Here is a 17,360-nt window from a genome sequence, read left to right on the forward strand (position 1 = left end):
TCCTAAGATTGGTACTGAAATCCTTAGAGTTCTTCCTTATGAGCGACCACCGTCCCTGGGCCCGCGAAGCCATTCGCATCATCGAAGCGGACTTCCAGCGCAGTGCTGACACGCATCTGATTCCGTTACCGCTGCCGGGCCTGCCGGGCATCGAGTTGTACTTCAAGGATGAATCCAGCCACCCCACCGGCAGCCTGAAGCATCGGCTGGCCCGTTCGCTGTTCTTGTATGCGCTGTGCAATGGCTGGCTCAAGCCAGGCGCGCCGGTCATTGAAGCATCCAGCGGCTCGACGGCGATTTCCGAAGCGTATTTTGCCCGGCTGCTCGGGGTGCCGTTCATTGCGGTGATGCCCGCCACGACATCCCAGGAAAAGATCGCGCAGATTGCCTTCTACGGCGGCAAAAGCCATCTGGTACAGGATCCCACGCAGATCTACGCCGAGTCCGAACGCCTGGCCCAGGAAAGCGGCGGTCATTTCATGGATCAGTTCACTTATGCCGAGCGTGCCACCGACTGGCGGGCGAACAACAACATCGCCGAGTCGATCTTCCAACAGATGCGCTTTGAGCGGCACCCGGAACCGAGCTGGTTGATTTCCAGCCCCGGTACCGGCGGCACCACCGCCACGCTGGGCCGTTATGTGCGTTATCGCCAGCACTGCACCCGCGTGTTGTGCGCCGACGCCGAGCGCTCGGTGTTTTTCGATTTCTACCAGAGCGGTGACGCCAGCCTGCGCCTGGACTGTGGTTCGCGGATCGAAGGCATTGGCCGGCCACGGGTCGAGGCATCGTTTCTGCCCAAGGTGATTGATGCGATGGTCAAGGTGCCGGATGCGCTGTCGCTGGCGGCCATGCATTACCTGGCTGAGCGCCTGGGGCGGCGAGTCGGCGGTTCCAGCGGGACCAACCTGATTGGCGCATTAATGGCGGCGCAGCAGATGAAAGCGGCAGGGGAGTCAGGTTCGATCGTGGCGATCTTGTGTGATGGGGGCGAGCGGTATGCAACGACCTATTACGATCAGGCGTGGTTGGCGGGGCAGGGCTATGCGCTCGAGGGGTTGATCGCGGCCGTTGCGGCCAGTGTGGAGCAGGGCGAGCCATTACCCTCCAGCATCCTGCGCGCAAATATCTGACCCGACGTAAACCAAATGTGGGAGTGGGCAAGCCGCCTCCCACATTTAATTTGCGCTGTTCTCAGGCCTCGATACCCAACATATCCCGCGCCAACGCCTCGGCAATCCGAATCCCGTCAACACCGGCCGACAGAATCCCGCCCGCATAGCCAGCGCCTTCACCGGCGGGGAACAGGCCTTTCACGTTCAAGCTCTGCATCGATTCGTCACGGGTAATCCGCAGCGGCGACGAGGTGCGCGTCTCGATACCGGTCAACACGGCATCGTGCAGCGAGTAGCCCTTGATCTGCTTCTCGAACGCAGGCAGTGCTTCGCGGATCGCTTCGATGGCGAAGTCCGGCAAGGCCAAGGCCAGGTCGCCCAGGGCCACACCTGGCTTGTAGGACGGTTCCACACTGCCGATGGCCGTGGACGGCTTACCGGCGATAAAGTCGCCGACCAACTGTGCCGGGGCCTCGTAGTTGCTGCCGCCGAGGATGTAGGCGTGGGACTCCAGGCGCTCCTGCAACTCGATACCCGCCAGCGGGCCACCTGGGTAATCCACTTCCGGCGTGATGCCGACCACGATGCCGGAGTTGGCATTGCGCTCGTTACGCGAGTACTGGCTCATGCCGTTGGTCACCACACGGTTCGGCTCGGAGGTCGCTGCTACCACAGTGCCCCCCGGGCACATGCAGAAGCTGTAGACCGAACGGCCGTTCTTGGCGTGGTGCACCAGCTTGTAGTCGGCGGCGCCCAGCTTCGGGTGCCCGGCATATTTGCCCAGGCGCGCGGCGTCGATCAGCGATTGCGGGTGTTCGATCCGGAACCCCACCGAGAACGGTTTGGCTTCCATGTAGACGCCGCGGCCATGGAGCATGCGGAAGGTGTCGCGGGCGCTGTGGCCGAGGGCCAGGATCACATGTTTGGAGAGGATCTGTTCCCCACCGTCGATGATCACGCCATTCAACTGGCCGTCTTCGATCAGCACGTCGGTCACCCGTTGCTCGAAGCGCACTTCACCGCCCAGGGCGATGATCTGCTCGCGCATGTTTTCCACCACGCCGGTCAGGCGGAAGGTACCGATGTGGGGTTTGCTGACGTAGAGGATTTCTTCCGGCGCGCCGGCCTTGACGAACTCGTGCAGGACTTTGCGACCGTGGAATTTCGGGTCCTTGATCTGGCTGTAGAGCTTGCCGTCGGAGAAGGTCCCGGCGCCGCCTTCACCGAACTGCACGTTGGACTCGGGGTTGAGCACGCTTTTGCGCCACAGGCCCCAGGTGTCCTTGGTGCGCTGGCGTACTTCCTTGCCGCGTTCGAGGATGATCGGCTTGAAGCCCATCTGCGCCAGCAACAGCCCGGCGAAGATACCGCACGGGCCAAAACCGACGACCACAGGCCGTTCGACCAAGCCTTCCGGGGCCTGGCCCACGACCTTGTAGCTGACGTCCGGCGCCGGGTTGACGTTGCGGTCATCGGCGAACTTGAGCAGCAGGGCGGCCTCACCCTTCACATTGAGGTCGATGGTGTAGATGAAGCACAGCTCCGACGACTTCTTGCGCGCGTCGTAGCTGCGTTTGAACAGGGTGAAATCGAGCAGGTCATCACTGGCGATGCCCAGGCGCTGCACGATGGCAGGCCGCAGGTCTTCTTCGGGATGGTCGATGGGCAGCTTGAGTTCAGTGATTCGTAACATGACGGGATCCGGTAGGCGGCGGGCAAAGAGGCCGGCTGTTTTGCAAACCGGCGATTATAAGCCTCAATGGCGGTTTTCCGTCAGGTTAAAACAGCGCTGCGCTGAATCAGTCGTCCCGGGAACCACCAAACGCCGCGCAACCGCGCTGTACCTGGCCGTTGACGCGCAATTCCGCCGTCATGTGTTGCAGGCTGCCGCTGACGCTGTCGATGCAGCGTTGCGGCGCAACCCACAGTTCGATGTGCTGGTTGTTGGCTTCGGTCATCAGGTTGAAGCGGCCGTCGCCGATCTGCTCTTCGACATAAGGCACCGCCAGTGGCGGCTGGCCTTCACGCTCGAGCACCATGCCCTTGGCGGTGACGTTCATGGCCCAGGCCGGCTTGTGGCCGTTGGCCCGCAGGGTCATGCGCTTGAAGTCCGGGTCGGTGCAGGCAGAGGTCGAGCGCTCTACGCGATAGAGTTGTTGCAGGTCGACGCTGCCCTGGGTGCCGCTGGCGACGCCCGAGAACTTGCCACGCAAATCGGCAAACAATGCCCCTTGCTGGCCGGCCAGGGAGGCCGCTTCCTGCAGGATGCTGGTGCCACTGGTGTCGTTGACGACGTAGTTGCGTTTATCGTCGCACGGCTGGAACAACAGCTTGCCACCTACTGCCGTGAGTTCGCCCTGCATGCGGGTCAACCCGGCGGTAGACGGCTTGGTCGGCTCGTTTTCGAACATCTGGCAAGCGGCGAATACAGGAAGCAAGGCAAACAGGGCGAGGGTACGGGCGGCACGCATGATCGGGTCTCCAGACAAGTGCCGCCACGTTACGCAGGCTGGCGTTGCATCACAACCCCGTCCGCCCGCTTCAGGCATTTCTTACCGACTTCAAATTCAGCCGACAGTAAAGGTTTGACCGGTCTGTAGGCCCTCTACACTTTTGGCGTAGGCCAGCGCTACGTCGGCGCTAGCAGCCGGCTTGTAGCCACGGAAGTACGGCGCGTAGCTGCCCATGGCTTCCAGCAGGACCGTGGGGCTCACGGAGTTGATGCGCAGCCCTCGTGGCAATTCAATTGCCGCAGCTTTGATAAAAGCGTCGAGTGCACCATTGACCAGCGCAGCCGACGCGCCTGTACGAATCGGGTCACGGTTGAGAATGCCGCTGGTGAAGGTGAAGGAGGCGCCGTCGTTGGCATACTCGCGGCCGATCAACAGCAGGTTGACCTGGCCCATCAGCTTGTCACGCAGGCCCAGCTCAAAATCGCTTTCGCTCATATCACCCAGCGCTACGAAGTTCACGTTGCCAGCAGCGCAGATGAGTGCGTCGAATTTGCCGGTCTGCTCGAACAGGTTGCGGATCGAAGTGCTGTCGCTGATATCCACTTGGAAGTCACCGCTGCTGCGGCCAATGCTGACCACCTCATGACGCTGGGCCAGTTCGGCCTTGACTGCCGAGCCGACGGTGCCGCTGGCGCCAATCAATAGGATTTTCATGGGGTTGTTCCTCTGGGTTTGTCAGAAACTGTAGGAGCGGGCTTGCCCGCGAAAAACTCGAGCGCGCCGCTGTGTACTCGCTGACCGCGTTATCGTTGACGATTTTCGCGAGCAAGCTCGCTCCTACAGTAGAAGACATCAAGTCTAGGGTGGCTTTTCCGACGGATAAACGTGCTAATAGGCAACCTTTGGTTTTCAATTGGAAACAATCCATGAGCGAGATGGATGACCTGGCGGCCTTTGCCGTACTGATCGAAGCCGGCAGTTTTACGGTGGCGGCCGAGCAACTGGGTTGCAGCAAGGGCCAGCTGTCCAAGCGCATCAGCCATTTGGAAGCACAGTTCAGCGTGGTCTTGCTGCACCGCACCACACGTAGGCTCAGCCTGACCGCCGCCGGTGCGGCGCTGTTGCCCCAGGCGCAAGCGCTGGTGGTGCAGGTGGATCGCGCCCGTCAGGCATTGGCGCGTCTCAAGGACGATTTGGCCGGGCCCGTTCGTATGACGGTTCCGGTTTCATTAGGGGAAACCTTCTTCGATGGTTTATTGCTGGAGTTTTCCAAGCAGTACCCTCAGGTGCAGATCGAGCTGGAGCTCAACAACAGTTACCGAGACCTGGCGCGGGACGGCTTTGACTTGGGGGTGCGTTCGGGGGCGATTGAAAACGAGCGTCTGGTGGCCAGGCCGCTGTTGGCCTGGCATGAGATGACCTGCGCCAGTCCCGCCTATCTGGAGCAACATGGCGAACCACTGACCCCTGGGGATCTTGCGGCGCACACCTGTTTACTCAACAGCCACTACAGCGGTCGCGAGGAATGGCTTTATCACCAGCAACACGAGTTGTTGCGGGTGAGGGTGAGCGGCACCTTTGCCTCCAACCATTACAACTTACTGAAGAAGGCCGCCCTGGTAGGGGCCGGTATCGCCCGCTTGCCGTCCTACGTGCTGCCAACGGAATTGGCTGACGGCCGATTGCGTTGGCTCCTGCGTGATTACCAGACGCGGAGTCTGCCGATGTACCTGGTCCATCCTTATCAAGGCGGCCTGCCGAGACGGACCCAGGTACTGGCCGACTACCTGGTGGACTGGTTCAAGCGCAGCGGTGAGGCACTGGATCGGCTCTAACGGTAGCGGCGCGCAATCAGGTGGTCGATGGACAGGCGGCCCGGCCCTTTGGCGAGCAACAGCAACAGCAGCGCAATCCAGGTGCCGTGGGTGGGGTAGGCGTCCGGGTAGACGAACAACTGAATGACCAGGGTCATGCCAATCAAGGCCAGGGCTGAGAAGCGCGTGGCCAGGCCCACCAGGATCAGCACCGGGAAAAAGTGCTCGGCAAACGCCGCCATGTGCGCGGCCACTTCCGGTGACAGCAATGGCACGTGGTATTCACTGCGAAACAGCGGCAATGTCGAGGCGGCGAGTTTGGGGGTACCGAGTTCGAACGTGCCGTTGATCAGGTCAATGGCAATGCCTTCGACCTTGGTTTGCCCGGATTTCCAGAACACTGCCGCAATGGAGAAGCGCGCGACAAACGCCAGCAGGCTGTAGGGGATTTTTTCGAAAAGTGCGATGGCCTGTCTGATCAGGCACGAAGAGGACGTGTTCATGGCGATACCTGTTGTTCTGGGAGCAGATGAGTGAGGGCGTCGTGGTTGATCAGCAGCGCGAGGCATTGGTGCAGGTCGAACTCGGCGCTGGCCTCAAGGGCATTGGCGACGGCCATTTCCAGCGCCGAGCCGCGTTTCAGACTATTGATAAAGGCGACCGAGCCGCCGTCGATGGCGAAGACCTTGACATTCAACCCTTCGCGCAGTACCAGCGCGCCTTGGGCATGCCAGGGATCCAGGGTGGCCAGGGCGCCCTCGGTCTGGTGTGCCGCCCACACCGCCACCACGGCGTAGGCGGAGTTCAATGTGCCAACGGATGGGTGCAGTTGCAGATGCAGCGCCCCCGGCTTCGTGTGGGCCTGCAGTTGCTGCAGAACGGCTTGCGGATCCACCACGGCTGTATCAGCTGCGTGATAAGCGCGAACCCGCAAGCGTTCCAACCGGGCGACATCGGCCAGGTAGGGCACGCTGGCGGCCGGTTCAAAACCTTGGATAAAGTCGGCGAATGTGCCGCCGTACTCGCTGATCAGCGGGCTGGCGGGCGGGTAGGCCTGGACGAAAATGCCGGCCATGGCGCGGAAAAATTCATCGCCGACCAATTGCGCGGTTACGGGGTATGCGGTTGCCAGCGCAGTGATCAACGAGCTATGAACATTGTTGCGATACACCGCAAAACGACTGGCCGGGTCGGCCCCGTTGCTGCTGAACAGGCCGTCGGGGCAAGGTAGGCCGGGCGCCAGCAAGGCGCTGGAAAAGGCGTCGTGAAGGCTCATGGGCGGACCTGCGATAAGCACCGTTCAGCGTGCTGGGCTTCCGCGCATAGCACGCTGAAGGCCGGCACTTGGTTGTCGCGCTCGATCAGTGTCGCGACCGGACCCGTCAGCGCGAGCACGTGTTCATACAGCAGCCACACCGCGTTATCGATGGGCGCGCCGTGGTCATCGATCAGCAGGCGATCGCCCAGGCTGTCGGTGTCTTCGGCGAAGCCGGCCAGATGAATCTCACCCACGGCGCGCAACGGTAGGGCGTTGAGATAGGCCAGTGGGTCGCGCTGGTGGTTGATGCACGACACGTAGACGTTGTTCACATCCAACAGCAGGCCGCAGCCGGTGCGGCGGATGATCTCGCCGATGAAGTCGGTCTCGTCCAGGGTCGAGCGCTGGAACTGCAGGTAGGTCGAGGGGTTCTCCAGCAGCATCGGCCGCTTGAGGGTGCACTGTACCTGGTCGACATGCTCGCAAACTCGACTCAAGGTGGTGGTGTCATAAGCCAGGGGCAGCAGGTCGTTGAGAAACGCCGGGCCGTGGCTGGACCAGGCCAGGTGTTCGGAAAAGAAGTGGGGTTGGTAGCGTTCGATCAGTGCGGCCAAGCGCCCCAGGTGTTCACGGTTGAGCGGGCCTTCGCCGCCGATGGACAGGCCCACGCCGTGCAACGACAGGGGGTAACGTTCGCGTATCAACCCCAGGTAGTGATGAAACGGGCCGCCGGCCACCATGTAGTTTTCGGCGTGCACTTCAAAAAAACCGATATCGGGCGAAGTATCGAGCACTTCCTTGAAGTGCTCGTTCTTCAGGCCCAGCCCGGCCCGATAGGGGAGCCTTGGCACCTGAACCGGTGAGACTGTGGACAGGCGTGAAAGCGTCATCATCCGTACTCCGGCCGGGGAGGGGTCAGGACTTGGCGGTGAAGGCGGCTTCCTGGCCGAAACCGGTCGGCGAGGTGGAGCTTGGGGTTTGGGTGCAGGTGCCGGCCGGGACCAGTTTCCAGGCGTTGGCCTGATCCTTGGTTTTCGAGGTGCCGGCGCAGGATGTGCCGGCACCGGCGGCGCAATCGTTCTTGCCGGCTTCAGCGACGCCGAAGCACTTCTGCATGTCGTCGGCAGCGTGGGCGGTGGTGGTCAGGGCGGACAGGCTCAAGGCCGAACTCAGGGCGAGGACGAGGCTAGCAGCGGACAGTTTGGTGGTCATGATGGATCTCCAGCAGTAGGTTGAGGAGCGGGCTTGAATGCCTGCTTGCACCACTAGAGGGGGGAGGGGGATGTTCGTTACAAGGTCAGACTAAATAATTTCAAACAATGCACAAAAATGTGGGAGGGAACTTGCTCCCTCCCACATGAGATCCGGCTTATCCAGCCACCGTCTCTTAGCCTCCCAGGTACGCCTCACGCACCTTCGGATCGGTCAGCAACTGCTCGCCAGTGCCCTGCATCACCACCCGGCCGTTTTCCAGCACGTAGGCGCGGTCGGCGATTTTCAGCGCCTGGTTGGCGTTCTGCTCCACCAGGAACACCGTTACACCGTCCTTGCGCAGTTGTTCGATGATGTCGAAGATCTGCTGGATGATGATGGGGGCCAGGCCCAGTGAAGGTTCGTCCAACAGCAACAGCTTGGGCTTGCTCATCAGTGCACGGCCGATGGCGAGCATTTGCTGCTCGCCGCCGGACATGGTGCCGCCGCGCTGGCTGAAGCGCTCCTTGAGACGAGGGAACAGGTGCAGCACCTTATCCATCTGCTCCTGGTAGTCGCCCTTGTCGGTGAAGAACCCACCCATGGCCAGGTTTTCTTCCACGGTCAGGCGTGAGAACACCCGTCGGCCTTCCGGCACCACGGCAATGCTCTTGCGCATGATGTGCGACGACTGCTGGCCCACCAGCTCTTCACCCATGTAGCGGATGCTGCCGCTGTGGGCCTGCGGCGAGCCGCACAAGGTCATCAGCAAGGTCGACTTGCCGGCGCCGTTGGCACCGATCAGCGTGACGATCTCACCCTGGCGCACTTCGACGTTGACGCTGTGCAAGGCCTGGATCTTGCCGTAGAAAGTGGAAACGTTTTCGAATTGCAGCATTTTACGCTTCCCCCAGATAGGCTTTGATCACTTCAGGATTGTCGCGGATCTGCTCCGGCGTCCCGTCCGCCAGCGGCGTGCCCTGGTTGATCACCACGATATGGTCGGAAATGCTCATGACCAGTTTCATGTCGTGTTCGATCAACAGCACCGTGGCGTTGTTTTCCTCACGCAACACGCCGATCAGCGCCTTGAGGTCTTCGGTTTCCTTGGGGTTCAGGCCGGCGGCCGGTTCGTCGAGCATCAGGATCCGCGGACGGGTCATCATGCAGCGAGCGATTTCCAGGCGACGTTGCTGACCGTAGGCCAGGGTGCCGGCGGGGCGGTTGGCGAACTCGGTGAGGTTGACCTTGTCCAGCCAGTACGCAGCGTATTCCATGGCCTCGCGCTCGCTCTTGCGGAACGCCGGGGTCTTGAACAGGCCCGCAAAGAAGTTGGTGTTCAGGTGACGGTGCTGGGCGATCAACAGGTTCTCGACCGCCGTCATGTCCTTGAACAGCCGTACGTTCTGGAAGGTGCGCACCACGCCCTTGCGGGCGATCTCGTGGCCGGCCAGCCCCTGGATCGGCTGGCCGTCCAGCAGGATGCTGCCGCCACTCGGCTTGTAGAAACCGGTGAGGCAGTTGAACACCGTGGTCTTGCCGGCGCCGTTGGGGCCGATCAGCGCAACCACCTGTTTCTCTTTCACGGTCAGGGCGACGCCGTTGACCGCCAGCAAGCCGCCGAAGCGCATGCTCAAGTTTTCGACTTTCAGGATCTCGCGGCTCATTTGCGCAGCTCCATGTGTGGACGTTGCATGGGCAGCAGGCCTTGAGGTCGCCAGATCATCATCAGCACCATCATGGCGCCGAACATCAACATGCGGTATTCGCTGAACTCACGCATCATTTCCGGCAGCAGGATCATCACGATCGCCGCCAGGATCACACCCAGCTGCGAGCCCATGCCACCCAACACGACGATGGCGAGGATGATCGCCGACTCGATGAAGGTGAACGACTCTGGGGTCACCAGGCCTTGGCGAGCGGCGAAGAAGCTGCCGGCAAAACCGGCGAACGCGGCACCCAGGGTGAAGGCGGAGAGCTTGATGATGGTCGGGTTCAGGCCCAGGGCACGGCAGGCGATTTCATCTTCGCGCAACGCTTCCCAGGCACGGCCGATCGGCATGCGCAGCAAGCGGTTGATCACGAACAGTGCTGCCAGCGCCAGCAACAGCGCCACCAGGTACAGGAACACCACTTTGCTCACCGGGTTGTAGTCGATCCCGAAGTACTCGTGGAAGGTCTGCATGCCTTCGGCAGCGGTGCGGTCGAACGACAGCCCGAAGAACGTCGGCTTGGGGATGCTGCTGATGCCGTTGGGGCCACCGGTGATGTCGGTCAGGTTACGCAGGAACAGACGGATGATTTCCCCGAAGCCCAGGGTCACGATGGCCAGGTAGTCACCGCGCAGGCGCAATACCGGGAAGCCCAGCAGGAAGCCGAACGTGGCCGCCGCCATGCCGGCCAGCGGCAGGCAGATCCAGAAGCTCCAGCCCAGGTAGTGCGACAGCAGCGCGTAGGTGTAGGCACCCACGGCGTAGAAGCCCACATAACCCAGGTCGAGGAGGCCGGCCAGGCCCACTACGATGTTCAGGCCCAGGCCCAGCAACACGTAGATCAGGATCAGGGTGGCAATGTCGACCGCACCGCGCGAGCCGAAGAACGGCCAGATCAGCGCGGCCACGATCAGGCCGATGATGATGTAGCGCTGGGTGCGCGGCAGGGTCAGGAATTGGCTGACCTTGGGCGAGACCAACGGGCCACGGTTGCCCTTGAACAGGGCACCGACCTGCTGGGTGAACAGCACGCGCAGGAACATCAGCACCGAACACAAGGCGATGATGGTCAGCGTCACGGGGCCGGTGCCATGCACTTCCAGGTTGATGCCGACAATGCTCAGCTTGAGGCCGAGTACCGGGAAGGCCACCGCCCACACCAGCAAGGCGCTGAAAAACGCCGATTTAAGATATCTGCTCATACTTTCTCAACCTCCGGACGGCCCAGGATGCCGGTCGGACGGAACAACAGCACCAGGACCAACAGGCCGAACGCGACGACGTCCTTGTATTGGTCGCCGAAAATATCGGCACCAAACGCCTCGGCCACCCCCAGCACCAGGCCGCCGAGCATCGCGCCCGGGATACTGCCGATGCCGCCCAATACCGCTGCGGTAAAAGCCTTGAGGCCTACCAGGAAACCGGCGTTGGGGTTGATCACGCCGTACTGCATGCTCAGCAGTACGGCCGCGACGGCTGCCAGTGCGGCACCGATCACGAAGGTCAGGGCGATGATGTTGTTGGTATTGATGCCCAACAGGTTGGCCATCTTGATGTCTTCGGCGCAGGCCCGGCAGGCGCGCCCCAGACGGGAGCGGGAGATGAACAGGGTCAGGCCCAGCATGGCCACCAGGGTGACGACGAAGACCAGGATCTGCATGTAGGAAATCAGCACTTCTTCCGCCCCGCCCGGACCGAAGGAGAAGCTCCCCGGGATCAGGTTGGGGATGGATTTATCCTTGGAATCCTGGGACAGCAATACGGTGTTCTGCAGGAAAATCGACATGCCGATGGCGGAAATCAGTGGGATCAAACGGTTGCTGCCACGCAAGGGACGGTAGGCAACGCGCTCGATACTGTAGCCATAGGCACTGGTTACGACGATCGACGCCAGGAACGCGGCGGTCATCAACAGCGGCAGGGAGTGGATACCCATCATGGCCAGCCCGGCAAGGGCAATGAAGGCCACGTAGGAACCAATCATGTATACCTCGCCATGGGCGAAGTTGATCATTCCAATGATGCCGTAAACCATTGTGTAGCCAATGGCTATCAAGGCATAGGTGCTGCCAATGGTCAGCCCATTAACCAGCTGTTGGAAAAAATGATAGATCTCAGGCATTACAGCGCTCCTAAAAACCCGATACGCATTTCACTGGTGGAGTCATGTTCCGGCCCCGTGCTGTGTTCTGTGAGCACATTTGCACAAAGCGTTTGCCAGCGAACCGCTGGTGACGGTTTTAAGATTTTCAGGTGAGCCAGCGCCCGGATCGCGGGTGACAGGCCCATAAACCTCGTAAAACAAAGCCCACTGCTCTCACAGTGGGCTTGTTGGACCAGTAACGCCTGGCTTACTGAGGGGAAACTTCGGTTTTTGGTTTGCCGAAGTGCCATTCGTAGACCACGAACTTGAAGTCCTTCAGGTCGCCCTTGGCGTCGAAGCTCAGGTCGCCGGTAGGGGTCTTGAAGGTGCCCGCGTGGATGGCTGCGGCCACTTTGGCGGTGTCTTCGCTCTTGGCAGTCTTGATGCCCTCGGCGATGACTTCAACGGCCGAGTAGGCCGGGAACACGAACGGACCGGTTGGGTCCTGCTTGTTCTTGGCGAACTCTTCAACGATGGCTTTGTTGGCCGGGTCGGTATCGAAGGATTTAGGCAAGGTCACCAGCAGGCCTTCGGAGGCGCCCTGGGCGATTTGCGAGATGGAGTCGTTGCCGACGCCTTCCGGGCCCATGAACTTGGCGTTCAGGCCTTTTTCCTTGGCTTGGCGCAGGATCAGGCCCAGCTCCGGGTGGTAGCCGCCGTAGTAGACGAAGTCGACGTTGGCTTGCTTGAGCTTCTGGATGATCGAGGAGAAGTCTTTGTCGCCGGCGTTCAGGCCTTCGAAGACGGCAACCTTGGTGCCTTTCTTCTCGAGGGTCTGCTTGACGGCGGTGGCGATGCCTTCGCCGTATTGCTGCTTGTCGTGCAGGACAGCAACGATTTTCGGCTTCACGTGGTCGGCGATGTAGTTGCCGGCCGCCGGGCCCTGGGCGCTGTCCAGACCGATGGTGCGGAAGATCAGCTTGTAGCCACGGGCGGTGATTTCCGGGCTGGTGGCTGCCGGGGTAATCATGATCACGCCTTCGTCTTCATAAATGTCGGACGCTGGCTGAGTGGAGCTGGAGCAGAGGTGACCGACCACGAACTTGACGCCGTCGTTGACCACTTTGTTGGCTACGGCCACGGCTTGTTTAGGGTCGCAAGCGTCGTCGTATTCCTTGGCTTCGAGCATTTTGCCGTCGACGCCGCCCTTGGCGTTGATGTCGGCGATGGCCTGCTTGGCACCCATGAATTGCATGTCGCCGTATTGCGTTACAGGACCAGTCTTTGGACCGGCGATGCCGATCTTGATGGTGTCGGCTGCGAACGAATGGCCGGCAACCCCAGCCAGGACCATAGCGGCAAACAGTTTGGAAATCTGCTTAGTAGCCTTATTCATAGTGCTCCACTCTTACTGTTGTATTTTTTATAGTTCTAGCGGCCTTGTGAGCTGCAGAACCGGATCGGATATCTCGGATATCCCCCCGGCAGTGCCCTGGCAACTGTACCGGTACAGTGTAGAGCGCCGGTTGATCGCTTGAAAAGCTGGCTGCCGGGGGCAAAAGCCGGGTGTGTCGCTTAAATGAAAGAAAAAGACAGAATTGCGGCGGGGTGATGCCAGCGTTCCGGGCAATCCTTGGCTTTCCTGACACTTTCTATCGATGACTCATTTGCAACTGGGTTTTTCTGCCGGAGAGGGGGCGCTATGATTGCGCCGATTTTTTCCCAGGTGAATTCCCATGACTCAAGAACCTAGCACCCTCTATGCCAAGCTGCTCGGTGAAACCGCCGAAATCTCCTGGAAGGAGCTTGAGCCGTTCTTTGCCAAGGGTGCCCTATTGTGGGTCGATGCCGGCCTGGATTTGATCGAGGCCGCCGAGGGAATGGCTGAAGACAACCGCGATAAAGTCGCTGCCTGGTTGGCCGCTGGCAGCCTTTGCGAAGTGTCTGCGACGCGGGCATTGGACCTGGTTGAACGTGACCCGAGCTTGTGGGCGGTGGTGGTTTCGCCGTGGATACTGATCCAGGAAAGGGCGGCGTGATAAAGGGTTGCACTGAAAAGGTGCGTGATTTTCCGTTTTAAAAGTGTGTAGCTGAGTAACCGCTGGTGCCGTGATGGCATCTTGCCGTGAAGAAAGGTCACAGCGCTGGGTGACGCGCACGTCATGGGAACAGTTTTCTCGCCGGTGAATAGGCCGGAGAATTGTTTCTCAGTGTGAATAAGAGGGTGATGCCTGTCAGATCGCGACGTAGGAAACGGCGAATTCCGGTAAAGTTCGCCGCTTGTCACCCGGAGCTAGTCATGCCGTCAGCGCTGTCCCCCTTAGCGAAGCCTTCGCACCAACTGCTTTACCTTATCTACGGTCGCCAGGACGTTTATCGGCGCGAAGCCAAGTTCAGCATCCTCACCGCCCTGTCCCAACTCAAACCGGGCGAGTCGCTGTGCATCCGGGTCATGACCGATCGGCCCCAGGACTACATGGGCTGGCCGGTTGAAACCATCGCCCTGGACGAGCAGACCCTGGCCCAATGGCAGGGTGAAAACGGTTACCCCCATCGCCGCAAGGCCTGCGCGATCGCCCAAGGGCTTATGCTGGCGGACAAGACCCTGTTCGTTGACACCGACACGCTGTTCCTCAAGTCCCCCCATCGTGTGTTCGAACTGATAGAGCCGGGCCAGTATGTGATGGACGGCTTTGAATACGACTGGAGCTATGTCTGCAAGCGCCCTGACTATCTCAAGTTGGGCGAGCACCTGCAGGCCCATGGCATCTCTGCGGATAACAGCTTCAAGCTCTATAACAGTGGTCTGTGCGGCGTGCGTGCCAGCGATGCGCCGCTGCTCGAAGCCTCCATCCGCCTGATCGACGAGTGGACGCGGAACTCGTTCGATATTCACACCATCGAGCAAATCGCGATTTCCTTCGCGATGCGCGACCAGAAGGTGCGCGAGGCGCATAAATTCGTTCATCACTACTTCGCCGATAAGCGCTTCTTCCATGCCATGCAAGCGCACTTCTTCACCCTTCACGGTGAGGCATTCGGCCCTGAGCTGGTAGCGCGATGCAGGGATGTGCCGCGAGTCAAGCCGGTGCCCTCGCCCTGGCAGCGGCTGCGCATCAAGTGGAAGCTGCGCAATCAGCGCAAGCACCTGAAAAAGGTCGGTCGTGACTTGCTCTACGGCAGTTCGGCGCCTGCGCATCCGTACTACGATGTGTGCCGACACGGGTGGTGGGAATCGGCTTCGCGGGAGATTCGTGGCTGGGATGAGGCGGAGCAGAAGCGGTTCTTCGGCGCAAAAAATTCCGGCTGGCCGAAGCATTTGCCCCGGCCTGCAAGACGCGCCGACGAAAAGACCATCATCGCGTTCCTGCGCCAACGCATGACGCACTGAGGTTGCAACGGCGCCAGGCGGCGCCGTCACACTGGGCTAGGCGGTCTTGCCGGTGTGGTTATTCAACGAGATAACCTTGGTCTTGCCGATGCGGTGACGGTAGATCTCGCGCAAGTACTTGATCGCCTTCTTCACACAATCCCGTGACAGGCGAATGTCATTGATCGACACGAACTTCTCTTTGTCGTTGATCAACTCGCGGTACTTCTTCTCATACATCGGCTTGATCGCGTACCAGTTGGTATCGAGGATCTTCGCCGGGTTTTCAAACTCATTGAGCAACTCGTCGATGCGGTCTTCGTCGAAGTCCTCGTGGATGATGAAGTCCAGGATCGAATTGTCCAAGGTGTCATCGAAGCGGTACGGGTTGCGCGCAAAGCAACGCTTGATAAAGGCCACGATCAGTGTGAGGAAGTCATCCGACAGGCACGGGCTCTTGGCGATCAGGGTGGTCAGTGACAGGTTGGCGGACGCGCCGATCACCAGGGCATAGCGTTTGAGGGTGGTGTTGGGGAACAGGCTGTTGAGGTGCGTCTTGAGCCGGTTCAGGTCCATGTAGGACAGCTTGTAGTCCTTGGGCAGCGAGACGATCGACACCACCGACGAGCAGTTCTTGAAGAAGTGCAGGTCATGCAGCGCCGCCGCGTCGTAGCCGGAGTTCTTGTATTGCTCCAGGGACGCCTTGTAGCGCTTGGACTCGATCGGCAACAGGCTGATGCCTTCAATGGCCTGGGTGACTTTGTTGAAGTGCGGCAGGTCGATGGAACGGAAGAACAGGTCGTCGATGTTCAGGCGCTGAGGCTCTTTCTCGAAGACTTTGAACTTGTCATTGGACGGCGCCGGGGTTTCCGGTACGACGGATTCGGCGTAGGCAATCGCCACCGGCCCGGCCAGGCTCATGAACAGGTCATTGGCATCCAGGCGGATGGTCTCGCCGATGTCGATGCCGGCGCGACGGAAGTAGTTCTGGTCGTAGTCGGTGGTCACGGCCTGGGCGGTGAGGATGTTGAAGATCTGCTGGGAGATGTACTGGTTGGCGTGTTTCTCCATGGCATTGACGTCAATGTTCTGGATATTGCCGTCATCGCTTTCTTCGGCGTAGCGCATGATGTCGTTGGAGATCAGCATCATCGCGTTCCAAGGCCGGATGCGCCCCTTTACGCTGGCTTCGCTGCTGTCTTCATTGTCGAAGTTGTACGAGAAGTCCCATTCCTCCGAAAGGTACTTGCACAGCAAGCGTCCGGCGTTGATGTGCAGCGCCTCGGACATTTCGCTGCGGTGGTCGGAGATGTTCGGCAGCACGCAAATACCGCTGGTGAAGATCGGCTCGAATACGAAGGCGTGGCCGCTTTTGCTGTCGTGTTCGTCGGCGGGCTTGGTGTCGAACGTCTTGTTCATGTACGAGTGCTGCTGCGCCAGGCCGAACTCCGAGGCCATGCCCGAACCGGTGCCGCCGCCGGCGCTGAAGATCGAGAAGTACAGGCGCGACTGGTTGGCCTTGATGCCGCAGGAGTCGATCAGGTACGAGTGGATCATCTTCCAGTCGGGGCTGGAAAAGCGCTGGGTGTCTTTGTTGAGGATGATCTTGGCCAGGTACTGGCCGAGGATCGGCGCGTTACCGGCGCCACCGGCATGGACTTCGGAGAGGTCCATGATTTTCATCTTGCTATAGTCGCGCAGGAAGCCGCTTTTTTCGCCCTTGCGCGAGAAACGGATACGCCCGGCGATGTCCTTGTCCAGGTCACCGAGCATCACCAGCGGTTCCACCAGGAACACCGGCTTGCTGGCCTTGCCGCCGCCCAGGCGCAGGTTGTTGCGAATCCACTGGGCCGGGCTGTAGCCCTTATCCAAGGATTTGTCTTCGGTGCTGAATTCGTTGAGGTAGAACTTGCGCGCGTTGTACACCAGCTCCGCCACGTCCAGCGCGATGTTCGAACCGCAGCGGCCCAGGCCGATCAGGCAGACCGAGGGGAATTCCTGCTCGCTGTGCTGCTCGCTGTCGCCTTCCAGGTGAGGCGGGCGCGGGAACACCATGTCGCGCAGGCCGTCGAGGTTATCGAGGATGCGGTCGGTATTGGTTTCGGTGAAGTACAGGTATTGCTGGGTGGCCAGCGGGCGCGCGGTGCTCAATGACTTTGAACCTGAGGGTTTGCCCTCAGGCGCTGGGAGCAACACGTCGGATACCACGGTGCCAGAGTTATTTTTAGAGGTCATTGTGCGCCATGTGCCTGGACGGATGGCTGAAAAGTATCAAATAGCCATCACGGAATGGGAGATCGCGACTTTACAGTGCGTCCTTGTCCGAACCATCAGGCTTACCCAGTGAGCTCAGGAAAAACC

Annotated in this window: 17 protein-coding genes; 4 read left to right on the forward strand and 13 right to left on the reverse strand. The window is 60.3% G+C overall.

Going from position 1 to position 17,360, the window contains the following annotated elements; all coding sequences use genetic code 11:
* Nucleotides 1–38: 38 nt before the first annotated feature.
* Nucleotides 39–1,133, forward strand: coding sequence for a PLP-dependent cysteine synthase family protein (locus tag J3D60_RS28290; RefSeq protein WP_065938805.1), 1,095 nt, complete (start codon nucleotides 39–41; stop codon nucleotides 1,131–1,133).
* A gap of 61 nt (nucleotides 1,134–1,194) precedes the next feature.
* Here the strand turns inward: J3D60_RS28290 and J3D60_RS28295 are convergent, their stop codons facing one another.
* From J3D60_RS28295 to J3D60_RS28305, 3 genes are all read right to left on the reverse strand, one after another.
* Nucleotides 1,195–2,808 (reverse strand): NAD(P)/FAD-dependent oxidoreductase, encoded by a 1,614-nt coding sequence (locus tag J3D60_RS28295; protein WP_253493531.1) that lies wholly within the window; start codon nucleotides 2,806–2,808, stop codon nucleotides 1,195–1,197.
* 106 nt (nucleotides 2,809–2,914) lie between these two features.
* Nucleotides 2,915–3,586 carry a COG3650 family protein gene (locus J3D60_RS28300; protein WP_253493532.1) on the reverse strand — a complete coding sequence of 224 codons (672 nt, stop codon included), beginning with the start codon at nucleotides 3,584–3,586 and terminating at the stop codon, nucleotides 2,915–2,917.
* Nucleotides 3,587–3,682: 96 nt separating this feature from the next.
* Nucleotides 3,683–4,282, reverse strand: coding sequence for a short chain dehydrogenase (locus J3D60_RS28305; protein ID WP_253493534.1), 600 nt, complete (start codon nucleotides 4,280–4,282; stop codon nucleotides 3,683–3,685).
* 212 nt (nucleotides 4,283–4,494) lie between these two features.
* On the opposite strand from J3D60_RS28305, the gene J3D60_RS28310 reads away from it, so the two are divergent.
* Complete coding sequence (locus J3D60_RS28310) at nucleotides 4,495–5,403, forward strand: LysR family transcriptional regulator (protein WP_065938809.1); 909 nt, start codon at nucleotides 4,495–4,497, stop codon at nucleotides 5,401–5,403.
* Here the strand turns inward: J3D60_RS28310 and J3D60_RS28315 are convergent.
* From J3D60_RS28315 to J3D60_RS28355, 9 genes are all read right to left on the reverse strand, one after another.
* The gene (locus tag J3D60_RS28315; protein WP_065938810.1) at nucleotides 5,400–5,885 is read right to left on the reverse strand and encodes a DoxX family protein; all 486 of its coding nucleotides are present in this window, start codon (nucleotides 5,883–5,885) and stop codon (nucleotides 5,400–5,402) included. The genes J3D60_RS28310 and J3D60_RS28315 overlap by 4 nt on opposite strands.
* Nucleotides 5,882–6,658: a DNA-binding domain-containing protein gene (locus J3D60_RS28320; protein ID WP_065938811.1), complete on the reverse strand. Its 777-nt coding sequence runs from the start codon at nucleotides 6,656–6,658 to the stop codon at nucleotides 5,882–5,884. Before J3D60_RS28320 ends, J3D60_RS28315 begins: the two co-directional genes overlap by 4 nt.
* The gene (locus tag J3D60_RS28325; protein ID WP_065938812.1) at nucleotides 6,655–7,533 is read right to left on the reverse strand and encodes a DUF692 domain-containing protein; all 879 of its coding nucleotides are present in this window, start codon (nucleotides 7,531–7,533) and stop codon (nucleotides 6,655–6,657) included. The genes J3D60_RS28320 and J3D60_RS28325 overlap by 4 nt, the downstream gene beginning before the upstream one ends.
* 22 nt (nucleotides 7,534–7,555) lie before the next feature.
* The gene (locus tag J3D60_RS28330) at nucleotides 7,556–7,852 is read right to left on the reverse strand and encodes a DUF2282 domain-containing protein (RefSeq protein WP_027604425.1); all 297 of its coding nucleotides are present in this window, start codon (nucleotides 7,850–7,852) and stop codon (nucleotides 7,556–7,558) included.
* Between the two features lie 175 nt (nucleotides 7,853–8,027).
* On the reverse strand, nucleotides 8,028–8,729 hold the full coding sequence (locus tag J3D60_RS31385) for an ABC transporter ATP-binding protein (protein WP_017844798.1): 702 nt from the start codon (nucleotides 8,727–8,729) through the stop codon (nucleotides 8,028–8,030).
* Nucleotide 8,730: 1 nt separating this feature from the next.
* Complete coding sequence (livG, locus tag J3D60_RS28340; RefSeq protein WP_027604424.1) at nucleotides 8,731–9,498, reverse strand: high-affinity branched-chain amino acid ABC transporter ATP-binding protein LivG; 768 nt, start codon at nucleotides 9,496–9,498, stop codon at nucleotides 8,731–8,733.
* Nucleotides 9,495–10,748, reverse strand: coding sequence for a high-affinity branched-chain amino acid ABC transporter permease LivM (locus J3D60_RS28345; RefSeq protein WP_065938814.1), 1,254 nt, complete (start codon nucleotides 10,746–10,748; stop codon nucleotides 9,495–9,497). The genes livG and J3D60_RS28345 overlap by 4 nt, the downstream gene beginning before the upstream one ends.
* Nucleotides 10,745–11,668, reverse strand: a complete 924-nt coding sequence (gene livH, locus J3D60_RS28350; protein WP_003172375.1) for a high-affinity branched-chain amino acid ABC transporter permease LivH — start codon at nucleotides 11,666–11,668, stop codon at nucleotides 10,745–10,747. The genes J3D60_RS28345 and livH overlap by 4 nt, the downstream gene beginning before the upstream one ends.
* 229 nt (nucleotides 11,669–11,897) lie before the next feature.
* Complete coding sequence (locus J3D60_RS28355; RefSeq protein WP_065938815.1) at nucleotides 11,898–13,025, reverse strand: branched-chain amino acid ABC transporter substrate-binding protein; 1,128 nt, start codon at nucleotides 13,023–13,025, stop codon at nucleotides 11,898–11,900.
* Between the two features lie 340 nt (nucleotides 13,026–13,365).
* Here J3D60_RS28355 and J3D60_RS28360 point away from each other — a divergent pair, with 340 nt between their 5' ends.
* Together J3D60_RS28360 and J3D60_RS28365 are read left to right on the forward strand one after the other, a co-directional pair.
* The gene (locus J3D60_RS28360; protein WP_065938816.1) at nucleotides 13,366–13,668 is read left to right on the forward strand and encodes a DUF2288 domain-containing protein; all 303 of its coding nucleotides are present in this window, start codon (nucleotides 13,366–13,368) and stop codon (nucleotides 13,666–13,668) included.
* A 260-nt stretch (nucleotides 13,669–13,928) separates the two neighbouring features.
* Nucleotides 13,929–15,020 (forward strand): hypothetical protein, encoded by a 1,092-nt coding sequence (locus J3D60_RS28365; RefSeq protein WP_253493536.1) that lies wholly within the window; start codon nucleotides 13,929–13,931, stop codon nucleotides 15,018–15,020.
* Nucleotides 15,021–15,056: 36 nt separating this feature from the next.
* Here the strand turns inward: J3D60_RS28365 and J3D60_RS28370 are convergent, their stop codons facing one another.
* On the reverse strand, nucleotides 15,057–17,234 hold the full coding sequence (locus J3D60_RS28370) for a hypothetical protein (RefSeq protein ID WP_065938818.1): 2,178 nt from the start codon (nucleotides 17,232–17,234) through the stop codon (nucleotides 15,057–15,059).
* Nucleotides 17,235–17,360 lie beyond the last annotated feature (126 nt).

Origin of the sequence: Pseudomonas sp. S3E17, from assembly GCF_024168685.1 — a bacterium.
Lineage (GTDB): Bacteria > Pseudomonadota > Gammaproteobacteria > Pseudomonadales > Pseudomonadaceae > Aquipseudomonas > Aquipseudomonas marginalis.